Source organism: Mahella australiensis 50-1 BON, from assembly GCF_000213255.1.
Classification (GTDB): Bacteria; Bacillota; Clostridia; order Mahellales; family Mahellaceae; genus Mahella; species Mahella australiensis.
In genome coordinates this window covers 2,059,697-2,075,542 of the sequence record NC_015520.1, presented here as the reverse complement: position 1 = coordinate 2,075,542, position 15,846 = coordinate 2,059,697, and the positions used below count along the sequence as shown (strand labels likewise).

At 43.3% G+C, this 15,846-nt stretch carries 12 protein-coding genes; 9 read left to right on the top strand and 3 right to left on the bottom strand.

Features of this window, described 5'->3' with window-relative positions; translation table 11 throughout:
- Positions 1–26 precede the first annotated feature (26 nt).
- From MAHAU_RS09705 to MAHAU_RS09690, 4 genes are all read left to right on the top strand, one after another.
- Positions 27–2,750 carry a UPF0182 family membrane protein gene (locus MAHAU_RS09705; protein WP_013781553.1) on the top strand — a complete coding sequence of 908 codons (2,724 nt, stop codon included), beginning with the start codon at positions 27–29 and terminating at the stop codon, positions 2,748–2,750.
- An 89-nt stretch (positions 2,751–2,839) separates the two neighbouring features.
- Positions 2,840–4,195, top strand: coding sequence for a TrpB-like pyridoxal phosphate-dependent enzyme (locus tag MAHAU_RS09700; protein ID WP_013781552.1), 1,356 nt, complete (start codon positions 2,840–2,842; stop codon positions 4,193–4,195).
- A gap of 217 nt (positions 4,196–4,412) precedes the next feature.
- Complete coding sequence (locus tag MAHAU_RS09695) at positions 4,413–6,335, top strand: oxidoreductase (RefSeq protein WP_013781551.1); 1,923 nt, start codon at positions 4,413–4,415, stop codon at positions 6,333–6,335.
- A gap of 191 nt (positions 6,336–6,526) precedes the next feature.
- Positions 6,527–8,623 carry a heavy metal translocating P-type ATPase gene (locus MAHAU_RS09690; RefSeq protein ID WP_013781550.1) on the top strand — a complete coding sequence of 699 codons (2,097 nt, stop codon included), beginning with the start codon at positions 6,527–6,529 and terminating at the stop codon, positions 8,621–8,623.
- Positions 8,624–8,626: 3 nt separating this feature from the next.
- Here the strand turns inward: MAHAU_RS09690 and MAHAU_RS09685 are convergent, their stop codons facing one another.
- A complete protein-coding gene (locus MAHAU_RS09685; RefSeq protein ID WP_013781549.1) occupies positions 8,627–9,454 on the bottom strand; it encodes an AraC family transcriptional regulator in 828 nt (275 codons plus the stop codon).
- Positions 9,455–9,569: 115 nt separating this feature from the next.
- Between MAHAU_RS09685 and melA the strand changes: the two genes are divergently transcribed.
- From melA to MAHAU_RS09670, 3 genes are all read left to right on the top strand, one after another.
- Positions 9,570–10,865 (top strand): alpha-glucosidase/alpha-galactosidase, encoded by a 1,296-nt coding sequence (gene melA / locus MAHAU_RS09680; RefSeq protein ID WP_013781548.1) that lies wholly within the window; start codon positions 9,570–9,572, stop codon positions 10,863–10,865.
- Positions 10,866–10,980: 115 nt separating this feature from the next.
- Complete coding sequence (locus MAHAU_RS09675) at positions 10,981–11,667, top strand: energy-coupling factor ABC transporter permease (RefSeq protein ID WP_013781547.1); 687 nt, start codon at positions 10,981–10,983, stop codon at positions 11,665–11,667.
- A complete protein-coding gene (locus MAHAU_RS09670) occupies positions 11,667–11,957 on the top strand; it encodes a PDGLE domain-containing protein (protein ID WP_013781546.1) in 291 nt (96 codons plus the stop codon). Before MAHAU_RS09675 ends, MAHAU_RS09670 begins: the two co-directional genes overlap by 1 nt.
- A gap of 10 nt (positions 11,958–11,967) precedes the next feature.
- Here MAHAU_RS09670 and rsmA read toward each other — a convergent pair whose 3' ends face one another.
- Positions 11,968–12,867, bottom strand: coding sequence for a 16S rRNA (adenine(1518)-N(6)/adenine(1519)-N(6))-dimethyltransferase RsmA (gene rsmA, locus MAHAU_RS09665; protein ID WP_013781545.1), 900 nt, complete (start codon positions 12,865–12,867; stop codon positions 11,968–11,970).
- A gap of 263 nt (positions 12,868–13,130) precedes the next feature.
- Positions 13,131–14,300: a resuscitation-promoting factor gene (locus MAHAU_RS09660; RefSeq protein ID WP_013781544.1), complete on the bottom strand. Its 1,170-nt coding sequence runs from the start codon at positions 14,298–14,300 to the stop codon at positions 13,131–13,133.
- Between the two features lie 237 nt (positions 14,301–14,537).
- Here MAHAU_RS09660 and MAHAU_RS09655 point away from each other — a divergent pair, with 237 nt between their 5' ends.
- Both MAHAU_RS09655 and MAHAU_RS09650 read left to right on the top strand, forming a co-directional pair.
- Positions 14,538–14,963 (top strand): Fur family transcriptional regulator, encoded by a 426-nt coding sequence (locus MAHAU_RS09655; RefSeq protein WP_013781543.1) that lies wholly within the window; start codon positions 14,538–14,540, stop codon positions 14,961–14,963.
- Positions 14,960–15,844 carry a metal ABC transporter substrate-binding protein gene (locus MAHAU_RS09650; protein ID WP_013781542.1) on the top strand — a complete coding sequence of 295 codons (885 nt, stop codon included), beginning with the start codon at positions 14,960–14,962 and terminating at the stop codon, positions 15,842–15,844. The genes MAHAU_RS09655 and MAHAU_RS09650 overlap by 4 nt, the downstream gene beginning before the upstream one ends.
- Positions 15,845–15,846 lie beyond the last annotated feature (2 nt).

Sequence of the window (15,846 nt, the reverse complement as noted above, 5' to 3'; positions counted from 1 at the left end):
CCTAGTATAACGAAGGGATGGATGCAATGACGCTGAAACGATGGATAGGATGGCTTGTAACGATAATAATAGCCGTTATCATAGTATTGCTGGCTTTGACGGGATTTTTTGTGGACTACCAATGGTTTGACAGTATAGGTTACCTTTCGGTATTTATGACCCGCTTTATAACGCAGGCACAGATCGCTATTCCCGTTTTTATAGCAGTGTTTGCCGTGTTGTATGCATACAGCAGTATGGTTAAGCGTGATTATATGCGTTATATGGCGGCTGCTTTAACAAAGCGGCAATCCCGCTTGTTGAATACTGTTATAATCACAGCTTTGCTATTCATATCGGCTGTAATAGCTTTATCCGAATCCTCAGGTATATGGTCTCAATGGCTTACGTTTATCAATTCGTCCGATTTTGGCATAAAGGATCCGATTTTTGGGCGTGACCTAAGCCTTTATATGTTCCGTTTGCCTTTTTTACATAGCCTTTATAGCTTTATATTAAATTTTACTGTTATATTGGCGATACTTACAATACTGGTATACGCTCTTATGTATATGTCGGATAAAACGCGCTTTTATCGCTTGTTCGAGAAGGATAACGTTGTTAGGGTTGTTTCAAACAAGGATATAGTACGCGCGGCTATAAAGCGTATAGCATGGCTCGGTTTCATATTCTTTTTGACATTGGCTTTCGGTTATTACTTAAAAGCCTTTGACCTTCTGTATTCCACGCGCGGCAAGGTTGTAGGAGCGGGATATACCGATATTCACGTTACCCTGCTGTTTTACAGAATACTTATGATTGTATCGGTTGCAGGAGCGTTTGTGTTTATTATCGGAGCTATAAGGCAAAAGATATGGTGGGCTGCATCGGCTCCTCTAGCTATAGTGGCGCTTCTTGTAGTTTCAGCCGTTGCCGGAGGCGTGGTTCAAGGCTTGATTGTATCGGCCAATGAATTTAAGAAAGAACAGCCTTATATAGAGAACAACATAAAGTATACAAAAATGGCTTATGGTTTGGATAAAATAGAAGAAAAAGATTTTAACGCAGATCAGACTTTGACGGTCCAGGATCTAAATGAAAACAGGGATACTATAGATAATATACGGATTAACGATTATAGACCAGCGTTAGAGGTATATAACCAATTGCAAGGTATAAGGTTGTACTATCAATTCAATGACATAGATATAGATCGTTATATGCTGGATGAACGCTATACCGAGGTGTTTCTATCACCTAGGGAGCTAAATATCGATAAACTTCCGGATAATGCTAAGACGTGGATAAATCAGCATCTTAGATATACACATGGTTATGGCGTTGTTATGTCGCCTGTGAATGCTGTAACACCTAGTGGACAACCGCAGTTGATTATAAAGGATATACCGCCCAAGAACGCTGATGGCGTCGACATAAAGAGGCCGGAAATATACTTCGGCGAATCTACTGATCAATATGTTATAGTAAAGACAGGGCAAAAAGAATTCGATTATCCCATGGGCGAACAAAACAAGGAAACAATCTATCAGGAAGAGACTGGCATAGCTATGTCATTTGCAAATCGCCTGCTGTTTACGCTGTATACAGGGGATTTCAGATTGCTTTTGTCATCGGATATAAACGCCGGAAGCAGGATACTGATAAATCGCGATATAGCCGATAGAGTGAGGATGATAGCGCCGTTTTTGCGCTACGACGATGATCCGTATATCGTTATAGATGACGATGGCAGGCTGTATTGGATAATAGATGCTTACACCACCAGCAACAGATATCCGTATTCAGAACCGGATAGTATGAATTTAGGCGTGAATTATATGCGCAATTCAGTTAAAGTAATTATAGATGCCTATAACGGCAAAACGGATTTCTATCTTGTGGATAAGACCGATCCTGTAGCCAATGTGTATAAAGGAATATTTCCGAAGCTTTTCAAAGATGCTGATGATATGCCCGATGGGCTTAAGGATAATCTGCGGTATCCTCAGCTTCTATTCGATGTACAGGCTGAAATATATAGGCGTTATCATATGACTGATCCGCAAGTATTTTACAGCGGCGAAGATGCATGGAATATAGCTAATGAAAAATATGGCAATGAGATACAGGAGATAGAGTCGCAGTATATAATAATGAAATTACCGGAAGAGGATAAAGCAGAATTTATACTTATGGTACCGTTTACGCCGGTAAAGAAGGATAATATGACAGCATGGATGGCTGCGCGCATGGATGGAGACGATTACGGCAAGCTTATTGTATACCGATTTCCCAAAGACAAACTGGTATATGGGCCTATGCAGGTCGAATACAGCATTGATCAGGACACGAATATATCGAAGGAGTTAACGCTGTGGAATCAGCAGGGCTCGTCAGTGGTGCGAGGCAATACGTTGGTCATACCAATAGAGAATTCACTGCTTTATGTGGAGCCGATTTATATACGCTCGGCCACCGAGAGCAGCCTGCCCGAGGTCAAGAAAATTATAATGTTCTATGAAAATAAACTGGTTATGGAAGATAATCTTGAAGCTGCATTAAATCGAATATTTGGCATAGAAGAAGAGCAACAAACGCAGCCTACAACGCCTGTATCTCCCGGTACACCCCGGCAACAGGATCTCGTAAGGCGGGCTAATGATCTGTTGCAGCAGGCTAAGGATGCATCGCAACGTGGAGACTGGGCCGCCTACGGTGAATATTTGAAACAACTCGAGGATGTGCTAGAGCAGGCAATAGGTGAGAGATAATATGCTGCCGCACAATTGTTATTGTAAGCCTATAAGGGGATATGGTATAATGTACCCGTCATAATTTTGAACAGAGGAGTTGAGTTGAGATGAGCGATATTAAGATATTGCTTGATGAAAACGAAATACCTACCCATTGGTACAATATCCAGGCTGATATGCCAAATGCGGTAAAACCACCGCTTAATCCCAAAACCGGCCAACCGGCTGGGCCAGAGGACCTTTCGGTGATCTTTCCTATGGAGCTTTTAAAGCAGGAGATGAGCGTCGAGCGATGGATAGAGATTCCTGAAGAGGTGCGCGAGTTGTATAGGTTGTGGAGACCGTCACCGTTATATAGGGCTCAGCGATTAGAAAAGGCTTTGGATACACCGGCCAAAATATATTATAAATACGAGGGTGCTAGCCCGGCCGGCAGCCATAAACTAAATACTGCCATACCGCAGGCTTATTATAATAAAAAGGCTGGTATAAAGAGATTGGCCACCGAGACCGGAGCGGGTCAATGGGGTAGCGCTCTGGCTATGGCGTGTAATTTCTTCGGGATGGAATGTACGGTTTATATGGTAAAGGTAAGTTACCAGCAGAAGCCATACAGGCGTTCAATGATGCAGCTATTTGGGGCTTCTGTTATACCGAGTCCAAGTGATAAGACACAGGCTGGCAGGGATGTATTGGCTAAGAACCCGAATTCTATGGGCAGCCTGGGTGTAGCTATAAGCGAGGCTGTTGAGGATGCTATTAACCATGGCGACACCAATTATGCTCTGGGCAGCGTGCTCAATCACGTGGTATTGCATCAAACCGTTATAGGCTTAGAAGCCAAAAAGCAAATGGAAAAGGCCGGCTACTATCCTGATGTGATAATAGCGTGCTCGGGTGGCGGCAGCAATTTCGGCGGTATAGCCATGCCTTTTGTTTACGATAAGATAAAAGAGGGTAAAAATACCCGTATAATGGCTGTGGAGCCCACGGCTTGCCCGAGCCTGACCAAGGGCAGGTTTGCCTATGATTACGGTGATGTCGCTAAGTTGACCCCTATGATGATGATGTATACGGTAGGGCATGATTTTATGCCGCCGGGTATACATGCGGGTGGATTGCGCTATCATGGTGCCTCACCTTTAGAAAGCCAACTAATGCATGATGGCTTAATAGAGGCTAAAGCCTATGATCAGCGTGAGGTATTTGATGCTGCCAAACTCTTTGCCCAGAATGAGGGCATAATACCGGCGCCTGAATCGTCGCATGCCATAAAAGCGGCTATAGATGAAGCTCTGGCAGCAAGAGAAGCTGGAAAATCGAGAACTATATTGTTTAACCTAAGTGGTCACGGCTACTTCGATATGGGCGCTTATGATGCGTATCTGTCTGGCCGGTTGCAGGATTCGTCTTTATCGGAGGACGAATTGGTACGAGCATTGGAGGCATTGCCTGAGGTATAAAAGTATAGTAGTTTATAGTGACTAGTCAGTCAGCAGGCTTGTGTTAAGGCTGAATAATCATCTACATCTCTCACTTGTATATTTATGGGTGAGAGATGTGTTGTTTTTCAGCGGTGTTTATGATAAAATATTATCAATACATCTGGGAATAGTAGTACTTGTGGTGTGCACTCGTTGTTTTTGACGAGAAATATGAAAGAAACAGGAGATATATAGCATGTTGAAAAACGTTTTCTCATCTATGCATATTGGCAAAATGGAAGTGGCTAACAGATTAGTTGTGCCAGCTATGGTAATGAACTTTTGTAATAGCGATGGCACTGCTACTGAGAAGTTTATAGCTTATCACGAAACAAAAGCAAAAGGCGGTTGGGGACTCATAATCACCGAAGACTATGCTGTTGATCCCAGGGGCAAAGGCTTTACTGGTATTCCGGGATTGTGGGATGACGCTCAGATAGAAGGACATTCCGAATTGACAGAAAGGGTACATAGGTATGGCAGTAAGATAGTAGCGCAGATATACCATGCCGGCAGGCAAACAAATCATTTCGTTATAGGCATGCAACCAGTGGCTCCATCGCCGATACCATGTCCGGCTAACCAAGAGATACCACATGAACTCACCGTAGCCGAGATTCATAAAATTGTCGAGGAATTCGGTGATTGTGCATTGAGAGCCAGAAAAGCGGGCTTTGACGGCGTAGAAATACATGGGGCGCATGGCTATCTCATAGCCCAATTTATGTCTCCCTATTCTAATAAACGAACCGATGAATACGGTGGTAGTCTCTTAAACAGAGTGAGATTTCCTTTAGAGATCATATCCAATATAAGGGCTAAGGCAGGTAATGATTTTCCGATAATATTCAGGATTTCGGGCGATGAATTTGTACCTGGAGGCAGAACTATAGAAGACACGAAGACCATAGCTGTATTGCTCGAACATGCCGGGGTAAATGCTATCCATGTTTCTGCAGGTGTATATGCCAGCATGCAAGCTATAGTACCGCCGGCGGCAGTACGTCATGGCTGGATCACCGATTTTGCTGCAGAGGTCAAGAAAGTGGTTTCTATACCGGTGATAACTGTCGGTAGAATTAATGATCCTATAATGGCCGAAACTGTCATTACTTCAGGCAAAGCTGATTTCGTGGCTATGGGCAGGGCCTCGCTCGCCGATCCAGAGCTTCCTAATAAAGCTGCTGCGGGAAAATTTGATGATATCAATTACTGTATAGGGTGTCTGCAAGGCTGTATAGGCAGCCTGAATAGGGGGAATCCGGGTGGCTGTTTGGTCAATCCTGTAACGGGCAGGGAGTCTGAGCTTGTTATAAAACCGGCTGAAGAAAAGAAAAAGGTATTTGTGGCAGGAGGAGGTCCGGCAGGAATGGAGGCTGCTATAGTAGCAGCGCAGCGCGGCCATGAGGTTCACCTGTACGAAAAAAGCGATCGACTGGGAGGGCAATATGCTATAGGAGCTATACCGCCAAATAAAGGCGAAGTGGATATGTTTATTGTTTGGCAATATAACCAGTTAAAAAAATATGGTGTAAATATACACTTTAATACCGAACTGACGGTAGATATCGTTGAAAAAGAAGCGCCTGACGCTGTGGTAGTGGCTACGGGCGGAGAACCGCTGGTGCCCAATATACCAGGTAAAGACAGATCCAATGTGGTCAATGCAAATGATGTGCTGCTGGGTAAGGTTAACGTTGGGCACAAGGTGATAGTTATAGGCGGTGGCATGGTAGGATCCGAAACGGCCGATCATTTGTCCAACCACGGCAAAGAGGTTACGATAGTTGAGATGTTGCCGGAGATTGCAAAGGATGAAGAAGCTGCGGTAAGGTACTTCTTGATGAAAGATTTAGAACAAAATGGCGTGAAGATATATGTCAATGCACCTGTAAAAGAGATACTAGACGACGGCGTCATAGTTGAGATAGACGGGGCGGAAACCGAAATAGGTCCAGCGGATACAATAGTAATGGCCGTAGGAGCCAGATCTGTGAATACATTGATTGAGCAGCTTGAAGGAAAGGTCCCTCAGGTTATAGCTATAGGCGATGCGGTCAAAGTATGCAAGGCTTTGGAGGCTGTTGAAGCTGGTTACAGAGCGGGATTAGCAGTATAAGATAATTAAAGCAGGCGTATATGATCATACACGCCTGCTTTAATTTTAAATTATTACTAATATTTGGCGGAAATAGCTTGGTTGATATAATATTAATATAAAACCTGATATTGACTTCGCTGCAGAAAGGTATATAATATAATTAACATATGAACAATTGAGCATATATTGATGTGACTGGAGTGATATTTGTGGCAGAGCAGCGAGAAGAATTCATACTAGATGGCTTGGAATGCGCTAATTGTGCGGCTAAAATGGAGGATGGAATAAAACGCATAGACGGCGTATGCGATGCATCGGTAAATTTCGCGACACGCCGGCTTTCCATCGACGTGGATGATGGGCATGACAAAGGGCACGTTATAAAACTGGCCCAGAATATAGTAAACGATATAGAGCCTCAGGTTAATATGCGTTCTTTGAATGATGCTGAGGAAGGTAATGATGAAGAGGGCGAAGAGGATATCTCCTTGTATCGCCTGATCATGGCTGGGATCGTATATGCGGCGGCGTTTTTAGTGCCCGATATTACATGGTTAAAGTTTTTATTGTTCGGAACTGCTTATATCATTTCCGGCGGCGATGTTTTATTTAGGGCTGTGATGAATATATTCAAAGGTATGGTTTTTGACGAGAGTTTGCTCATGTCTATAGCTACGTTAGGTGCTTTTGCCATAGGGCAATTTGCAGAAGGTGTAGCGGTAATGCTGTTTTATCAATTGGGCATGTATTTTGAGAACAGGGCGGTGGATCGTTCGAGGCGCTCTATAAAACAGCTTATAGATATAAGGCCGGATTATGCTAATTTAAAGGTTAAAGATAAGGTAAGCAAAGTGGACGCTCGAAGTGTTAGTATAGGCGATACTATAGTTGTAAAGCCGGGAGAGAGGATACCGCTGGATGGTACCATAAGTCAAGGAGATTCTATGGTGGATACCTCCGCTTTGACTGGTGAATCTGTACCCAGGACGGTGAAAACCGGCGATGAAGTACTGGCTGGTTTTATAAACACATTTGGGTTGTTAGAGATAGAAGTAAATAAACCGTTTGATCAGTCGGCGCTGTCAAGGGTGTTGAAAATGGTAGAAGAGGCCGGTAGCCGAAAGGCTCCTACTGAAAAATTCATTACGCGCTTTGCGCGCTACTATACGCCAGTAGTGGTCTTTGCGGCATTAGCCATAGCTGTCATCCCGCCACTGCTCATCCCACAGGCTGTATTTGCTGATTGGGTGTACAGGGCATTGGTGTTTTTGGTGGTATCCTGTCCATGCGCTTTGGTTTTATCAATACCGTTGGGTTTCTTTGGAGGCATAGGAGCCGCGTCGCGACGCGGCATATTGATCAAGGGCGGTAACTATCTCGAGGCATTGAATCACGTAGGTGCCGTTGTATTCGATAAAACAGGGACGCTGACCAAGGGCACCTTCAAGGTAACTAAGATCGAACCGGCTGACGGCATGGACAGGGATGAACTGCTTAGGATAGCGGCAGCGGCTGAAAGCCATTCCAACCATCCCATAGCCAAATCCATAATAGAAGCATATGGCCGACCGCTGGAAGGCCTGGACATAAAGGCTTATGAAGAAATAGCCGGCCAAGGTGTTAGGGTTGTATTAGGCGATCGCGAGATATTAGCGGGCAATGTCGCGCTTATGGATAGATATGGCGTAAAACATCCTATGATAGATGAAGCCGGTACCATAGTGTATGTTGCTGTAAATGGCCGATATGCCGGATATATAATTATAGCTGATGAAATAAAGGATGATGCTGCCGAAACCATAAGGAAACTTAAGAATATGGGAATAAAAACCGTGATGTTAACCGGCGACCGAGAGCCTATTGCCAAAGCGGTTGCGCACCGATTGGGGTTGGACGGATATTTTGCAGAATTGTTGCCCGATCAAAAGGTAGAAAAATTAGAGCAATTGCAAAAAGATCTTGCTGTCGGGCAAAAGCTAGCATTTGTAGGCGATGGCATAAACGATGCTCCTGTACTGGCAAGGGCTGATATAGGTGTGGCTATGGGAGCATTGGGCTCTGATGCTGCTATTGAGGCAGCCGATGTGGTGCTGATGAATGACTATGTGTCGCGTATATTGGGTGCTATCGATACAGCCCGTCGCACCCAACGCATAGTGCAGCAAAACATAATACTGGCTTTGGGAGTAAAAGCGGCGGTTCTGATATTAGCCGCTGCAGGTATGGCCTCGATGTGGGCGGCGGTGTTTGCTGATGTAGGCGTGGCCATTCTGGCGGTGTTAAATTCCATACGGGTTGGAAGATAGGGGTTATGATTTGGTCATAACCCCTTTTCTATATTGATATGGAGATACCCCTTTTATCTTTTTAAAAATCTTTGAGAAATTCAATGGGTCGTCGTAACCCACCGACCTGGATATGTCGCTTATAGACAGCTCCGCGTTGCTCATAAGCTCGCAAGCTTTATCCATACGAAAGCGTACGATAAACTCTTGAGGTGATAGGTGAATGTATTGCTTAAAGAGAGCGCTGAAATAGCTCCTATTAAGCCCTATATAAGCTGCTAGCTCATTTATACTCATATGTTGCGAATAATTTGCCTGTATATACTGCATAGCCTTTCTTATATATAACTCCGTAGGGCTTTTACTGTTCCATGCTTTGGGCTCGCCGGATTCTATTAATTCCGATAGGAATATATAAAGAAGCCCTTGAAGGCGTACGGTGTCGCCGCGTTTTAACTGGCGTGCATCCATCATCCTTGAAAAGCATTGAGCTACGAAGCTGCCTTTATCATAAGTGAAAATTGGATCAAAACGATCGAGACCGGCGTATTTCAGATATTGTTCAGCCTTTACGCCATTGAAGCCCACCCATGTATAAGTCCATGGGTTTTGACTGTCAGCCTCGTAATATGTCACTATATTCGGGCATATAAGAAATCCCTGATTTTTATGCAAATAGTATTCGTTACCATCAATAAAAAACCTTCCGCAGCCATCCAGTATATAATGTATCAAGAAATGGTCCCTTATAGCCGGACCATATGAATGTCCCGGTTGACATTGTTCTATACCACAGTGGTATACGCTCACATCTATACCTTCTTTGGCATCCGGAAAATATGAATCGTTCATACATTTCACCCCTTTTATATCTAACATTATACCATATTTTCATAGCATTGTATCATTCCATTTGTGTATGTACAAGTTATAATTGAATTATGAAAATCAGAAAGGGGAATTCGATATGGCTAAAATAACATTTATGGGTGCTGGCAGTACTGTTTTCGCCAAAAATGTACTGGGCGACTGTATACTGACTCCAGCATTGCAGGATTCTGAGCTGGCTTTATATGATATCGATCTTCAGCGGCTCAGCGATTCCGAGAAGATGCTCAATAATATCAACGAAAACAATGGCGGACATGCCAGAATTGTAGCTTACACTGATCGCAAAAAGGCGCTAAAAGGTGCTGATTATGTGGTCAATGCCATACAAGTCGGCGGATATGAGCCCTGCACAGTAACCGACTTTGAAATACCCAAAAAATACGGTTTACGCCAGACTATAGGCGATACACTTGGTATAGGCGGTATTTTCCGCGCCCTCAGGACTATACCGGTTATGTTGGACTTTGCCAAGGATATGGAAGAGGTATGTCCAGACGCATGGTTCTTGAATTATACCAATCCGATGGCTATGTTGACAGGGGCTATGCTCAAGGCTACCGCTATAAAGACGGTAGGCTTGTGCCATAGCGTGCAGGGTTGTGTGCCTGGTTTATTGAAGCCTTTGGGTATGGATCCCGAAGGTGTGCAGTGGAGGATAGCCGGCATAAACCATCAGGCATGGTTGTTAGAGATAACCAAAGATGGCAAGGATCTATATCCGGAAATCAAAGAAAAAGCCTTTTCACGTCCGACGCCTCATAATGATATGGTACGCTATGAGATAATGAAGCAGTTTGGCTATTACGTAACCGAATCCAGTGAACATAACGCTGAATATCTGCCTTATTTTATAAAGAACCGGAATCCTGAGCTCATAGAGCGTTTCAACATACCACTGGATGAATATCCGCGTCGGTGCGTGGAACAGATAAAACGCTGGGAAACCATGCGAGAGGATCTTGTGGAAAATAAAAATATAGAGCACAGCCGCACACACGAGTATGCCTCTTATATTATGGAAGCTATAGAAACCGATAAACCATTCCGCATTCACGGTAATGTCATGAATACCGGCCTTATAACCAATTTGCCGCAGGATGCTGTGGTGGAGGTGCCGTGCTTAGTGGACAGAAATGGCGTTAATCCGTGCTATGTGGGAGAATTACCGCAGCAATTAGCCGCTATAAATCGCACCAATATCAACGTGCAACTTGTAACCATAGAAGCAGCTCTTGCCCAAAAACGCGATTATATCTATATGGCTGCCATGCTGGACCCGCATACCGCTGCGGAACTTACTATAGATGAGATAAGGGCTATGTGCGATGACCTCATAGAAGCGCATGGCGATTGGCTGCCGAAGTATAAATAGAAATTCCTACTTGCAATAGGCCCAGCACATATGTTATGATATACGCGGATCGAGGTCATGGAGACCTTGTGGCAGCAAAGCTGCCTATAATAAGATTGCCATGGAGGCAGTTTGGATGAGATATTCCAAGCTGCCTTTTTGTTATCATTTGAGGGAAGGGGATACATATATGCATATACCTGATGGTTTTTTGGATACCAAAACGATGATCGCTTCTGCGACGGTTAGCGTGGCAGTTATAGCCATTAGTAACAGGAATATAAAACGCGCATTTGACGAACAGCCTGTTCCTTCGATGGGTATGATGGCCGCGTTCGTATTTGTTGCGCAAATGCTTAATTTTCCAATAGCTCCCGGAGTATCGGGCCATCTTTTGGGTTCGGCGTTGGTCACGGCATTGTTTGGTCCGGCAGCCGGGATGATTATAATGACTGCTGTGGTAGCGCTGCAGGCGCTGTTATTTCATGATGGCGGGATTATGGCATTGGGGGCAAACGTACTCAATATGGCCGTTTTGGGATGTTGGGTGGCTTATGCTGTGCAGCGTATTCCATTCGGTGGAAAAATCAAACCAGTCTCATTGTTTGCTAGCGGTTGGCTATCGATAGAGTTGGCGGCATTTGCGGCATCCGTAGAACTCGGCGTATCGGCAACAGTACCATTTGATGCCGTTGTATGGCCTATGCTGCTATGGCATGCCATCATAGGTATAATAGAAGGTATTATTACGGCAGTGACTGTGCCATTCCTGGCAAAAGTAACAGTATTAAAGCCGTGGCGAAAACAGGAGGTCGAGGAATAATGAATAAATTAAAGAAACTGTGGCCATGGTTGTTGGTTGTCTTACTGTTGGTTTTAACACCGTTTGCCTCATCGTTCCCAGATGGCCTGGAAAGGGTGGCTGATGATCTTGGTTTTACATCCCTTGAAAGGGACGCTGGCATATCGCTTATGCCAGATTATACAATACCTGTTGTAGAAGATGGAGCAGCATCTACCATTATAGCTGGCATTATAGGAGTTGTCGTATTGCTGCTGATATTTTGGGCGATAGATAAAGCTGTGCGCATTCATAAGCGGAATATGAGGTGATATGAAGATGTTAGCTGTTTATGGTATAAAATAGCTCGTTTGCTATATCGGCAAATTCCTGCAGCGACAAAGTTTCAGCCCGGCGATTGCCGTCTATGTGCGCTCGTTCAAGAACGCGCTTTAGTCCGTCTTTACCCAATGGATATCCTAGGCCCCCAGCTAGCGCATTAAATAGGGTCTTGCGCCTTTGCCCGAATGCAGCCTTTACAAGAGAAAAAAACATTCGCTCATCTTGGACATCTACAGCCGGCTTATCGCGTCTGTCTAGCCTAACTACAGCCGAATCTACGTCGGGAGATGGCAAGAAGTCAGATCGCGGTACCTCAAGTAATATCTGCGGATCCATATAATATTGAACCGATATCGACAGCACACCATAATCCTTTACTGATCCGCTCAATCGGCTGCCAGGCTGAGCTACAACCCTATATGCAACCTCTTTTTGCATCATAAGCACAGCCCTTTTGATCATGATATAATTTTCTATAATATCCATAAGCACCGGTGTAGTGATATAATATGGCAGATTAGCCACTACTATAGCCGATTTTCCTGCTAGGCATTCCTTTATTTCTTCAGCTACCATTGGATTTAAAAAATCGCCTTCTATTATACTTACATTGCCTACATCCTGTAGCGTTTGTTTTAGCAATGGTATAATACGCTTGTCCACTTCCACCGCAGTAACGTGAGCTGCTCGCTCTGAAAGTTTGAGGGTCAATGTTCCTAATCCCGGTCCTATCTCTAATACCTCGTCCTCGGCTGATATATCAGCTCCATTTACTATAGCGTTCAATGCTTCTTTGTTTATGAGAAAGTTTTGTCCCATTGCTTTATTAGGTTTAAAATTATACCGATCGATAAGCCTTTGCACTGCGGATTTCGACGAAAGGTCCTTTGTTTTATCCATAAACTGATCCCTTCTTTTCTCAAATTGTATTAATTAGTTATATATTAATACGTAAATGTTTAATTTAAGCTTTTTGTAAATAATAAGGCCTAATGCTATTACTAGCGAAAGACCGGCGCTAGATTAGCACGAGCGAAAGTAAGCTCTAGTATGTCCTTTAACTGCTGTTTATCGTATAGTATTATATTGGGATGAAGTTCGCTGTAAATATTAGTATGAAATTAAGGGAGTACATGCTGTACTCCCTATGTAGGTATGACGGCTTATTTGAGTATATACACTTTTACCGTCCTTCGGCCGAAAGCTCTGGCTTGGGATAGCGTTTCCATATATAGATCGATTTTGTTTCCCTTTATGGCTCCGCCTACATCAGCTGCTACTGCGAAACCATAACCATCTACATATAGTCTAGTACCCAATGGTATTATTCTCGGATCAACTGCTGCTATTCCCCGTCGTACGCTTTGCCCGGTGCTTGTTGTGTTGTTTACTCCATCATATCCGGCGGTATATGCCGAAGCGCTCATGGTCAACACTTTGCTGTAACGTATGGAAGCACCACGTGAGGTCACAAAGCTCTGTACAGTACCGCGTTCTACTATTTTATTTTTGGGTTGTGCTACTACAGTTTCAGATGCTACCTTGCGCGAAACCTCTTTGCCATTTTCGTATACAACTAGAATTTTTCGTTGTATGCGACCGTCTTGGCCTGGTTGGACTACCTTTTGCACGCCTTTAGCCATGTCATGATTGTCTCGGATTATGGTTTTGTAAGGTATAGGTTTTTCAACGGTTTCATAAGTCTCGTTTACTCGAACTATTTCTATCGTGGTACCGCTCTTTATTGCAGTATTCAATCCGGGATTTACTTTGTCTTTTTGTGCAAGCTTTATGCCGACATCGGCTAATACCTGGCTTACAGACGTGCATGTGGTATATATCTTTTTAACCTGAGCATCGGCCAATATGGTAACAGGCACAGCTCTAGTTATATTTACATATAAACCAGGATATATGCTTTGATCTGCGGCAGGTTCTATATTATCCTCTTGTCTCACCGAAATACCGGCTTCTTTAAGCATATCATTTACTGAAGAAGCTGTAGTATAGATCGTTTTGATATGCCCGTTATCGTTGACCCTTACCAATGTAGCACGAATAACGCTTATGTCCATGCCGTCTTTTAATGTAGTATCCAATGCAGGCACTACTTTATCAGCCGGCCCCAATATTATGTCATATACTTTCAGCAGTTGTTCTACTGTATCTTCCTTTGTTGCAATTGAGGCTTTGCGGCCGTCTACCGTAACCGTCACATCTTTAGCCAGTATCTCGTGTATGGAGCCGGCTGCGGCGATTACTGCCACTATTAGCAGTATACATATCATCCACGGCCGCAAAGGCCGTCGATGAAAGCTGCTATTTGATTCCATCGATTTATCCTCCTTCTTAGTGAATCGCGGATTATGGATATTTTACACTCAAATATATAAGCTGTCAAATTTTTTGCCACTATATGGATAATATTTAAGGTAAAACATCGCTCTTTTATACTATGCGCTAGAGCATCAAAACTTATACAAAAATCTTGCTATTTTTTAGCATTGACAAATTTGATATTTCGTATTATTATCTTATCTAGTAATTAATTCTTAATTGGAAGTGATAATGTGACTAAGCAACAAGCTATAGATGTATTGCGCGAACATAATTATAAGCTTACGCCTCAGCGCGACATCATAATGGATACTTTGCTGTCTATAGACGGTTATGCTACGGTAAAGTATATATATGAGCGTGTAAAAGGAAAGCTGCCATGCATAAGTCCGGATACCGTGTACAGGAACCTTGAGATTTTGTCTTCTATTGGTATTGTGGATAAATCAAACGTGGGGAGCAATATGGTATATGAGATGCATAGAGATGCACATACTCATATTATGAAATGCTTAATGTGCGGCAAAGTCGAAAAGTTAGATATATGCCCTTTAGATTACTGTTTAAACCGCATAAAAGACTTTCAAGTAGTGGAACATCACATAGAAATTTTAGGATACTGCAATAAATGCGCCGACAGAAAGGAACCTGATAGATGAAACGATTTATAGGGCTCGCCCTCGTTATGATATTAGCTTTGTCCTTTGTGGGATGTAAGCGTCAATCAGTTGCCGATACCGGTAAGACTACGGTATATACTACTATATATCCTCTATACTTTATGGCCAAACAAATAGGCGGCGATAGGGTCGATGTTACCAACATAATACCAGCTGGCATAAGCGTACACGAATGGGAACCCGGCACGCGCGACATGGCTCGCTTATACGAAGCTGATTTGATAATATACATTGGATTGGATTTGGATTCGTGGATACTTAAAACTCAAAACGGCGATTCAAATGCCATCTATTGTAAGGCCTCTGAAAACATAGAACCGATAAAGGAAGGTAATACCGTAAACCCGCATGTATGGTTATCGCCTAAAAATGCCTTGATAGTGGCGTATAATATAAAAGAAGCTTTGATTAGCATGGATCAGAGCGATGATAGCGCATATTTTGAAGCAAATTATAATGTGCTTAAACAGCGATTGGAAGAACTGGATAGACAATATAGTGAAGCTCTGAGCAATGCTCCTAGGAAATCATTTGTTGTATATCACAAGGCATTCAGCTATATAGCTAGGGATTATGGTTTAGAAGAGATAACTGTTATAGGGTTGGATGATGAGCAAGAACCCAGTCCTGCTCAGATAAGCCGAGTTATAGATTATTGCAAGGCTAACGGGATCAAATACATATTTGCCGAACCGTTGGTTACGCCTAAGCCTATGCAAACTCTAGCGAATGAGGCTGGAGCGCAAGTATTGACGTTGAATCCTCTGGACGGATTAACCGAGGAGGAAGAAAAAAGCGGGGATGATTACATCTCTATAATGCGAGAAAACCTAGAGAACTTACAGAAAGCTTTGGAGTAAAT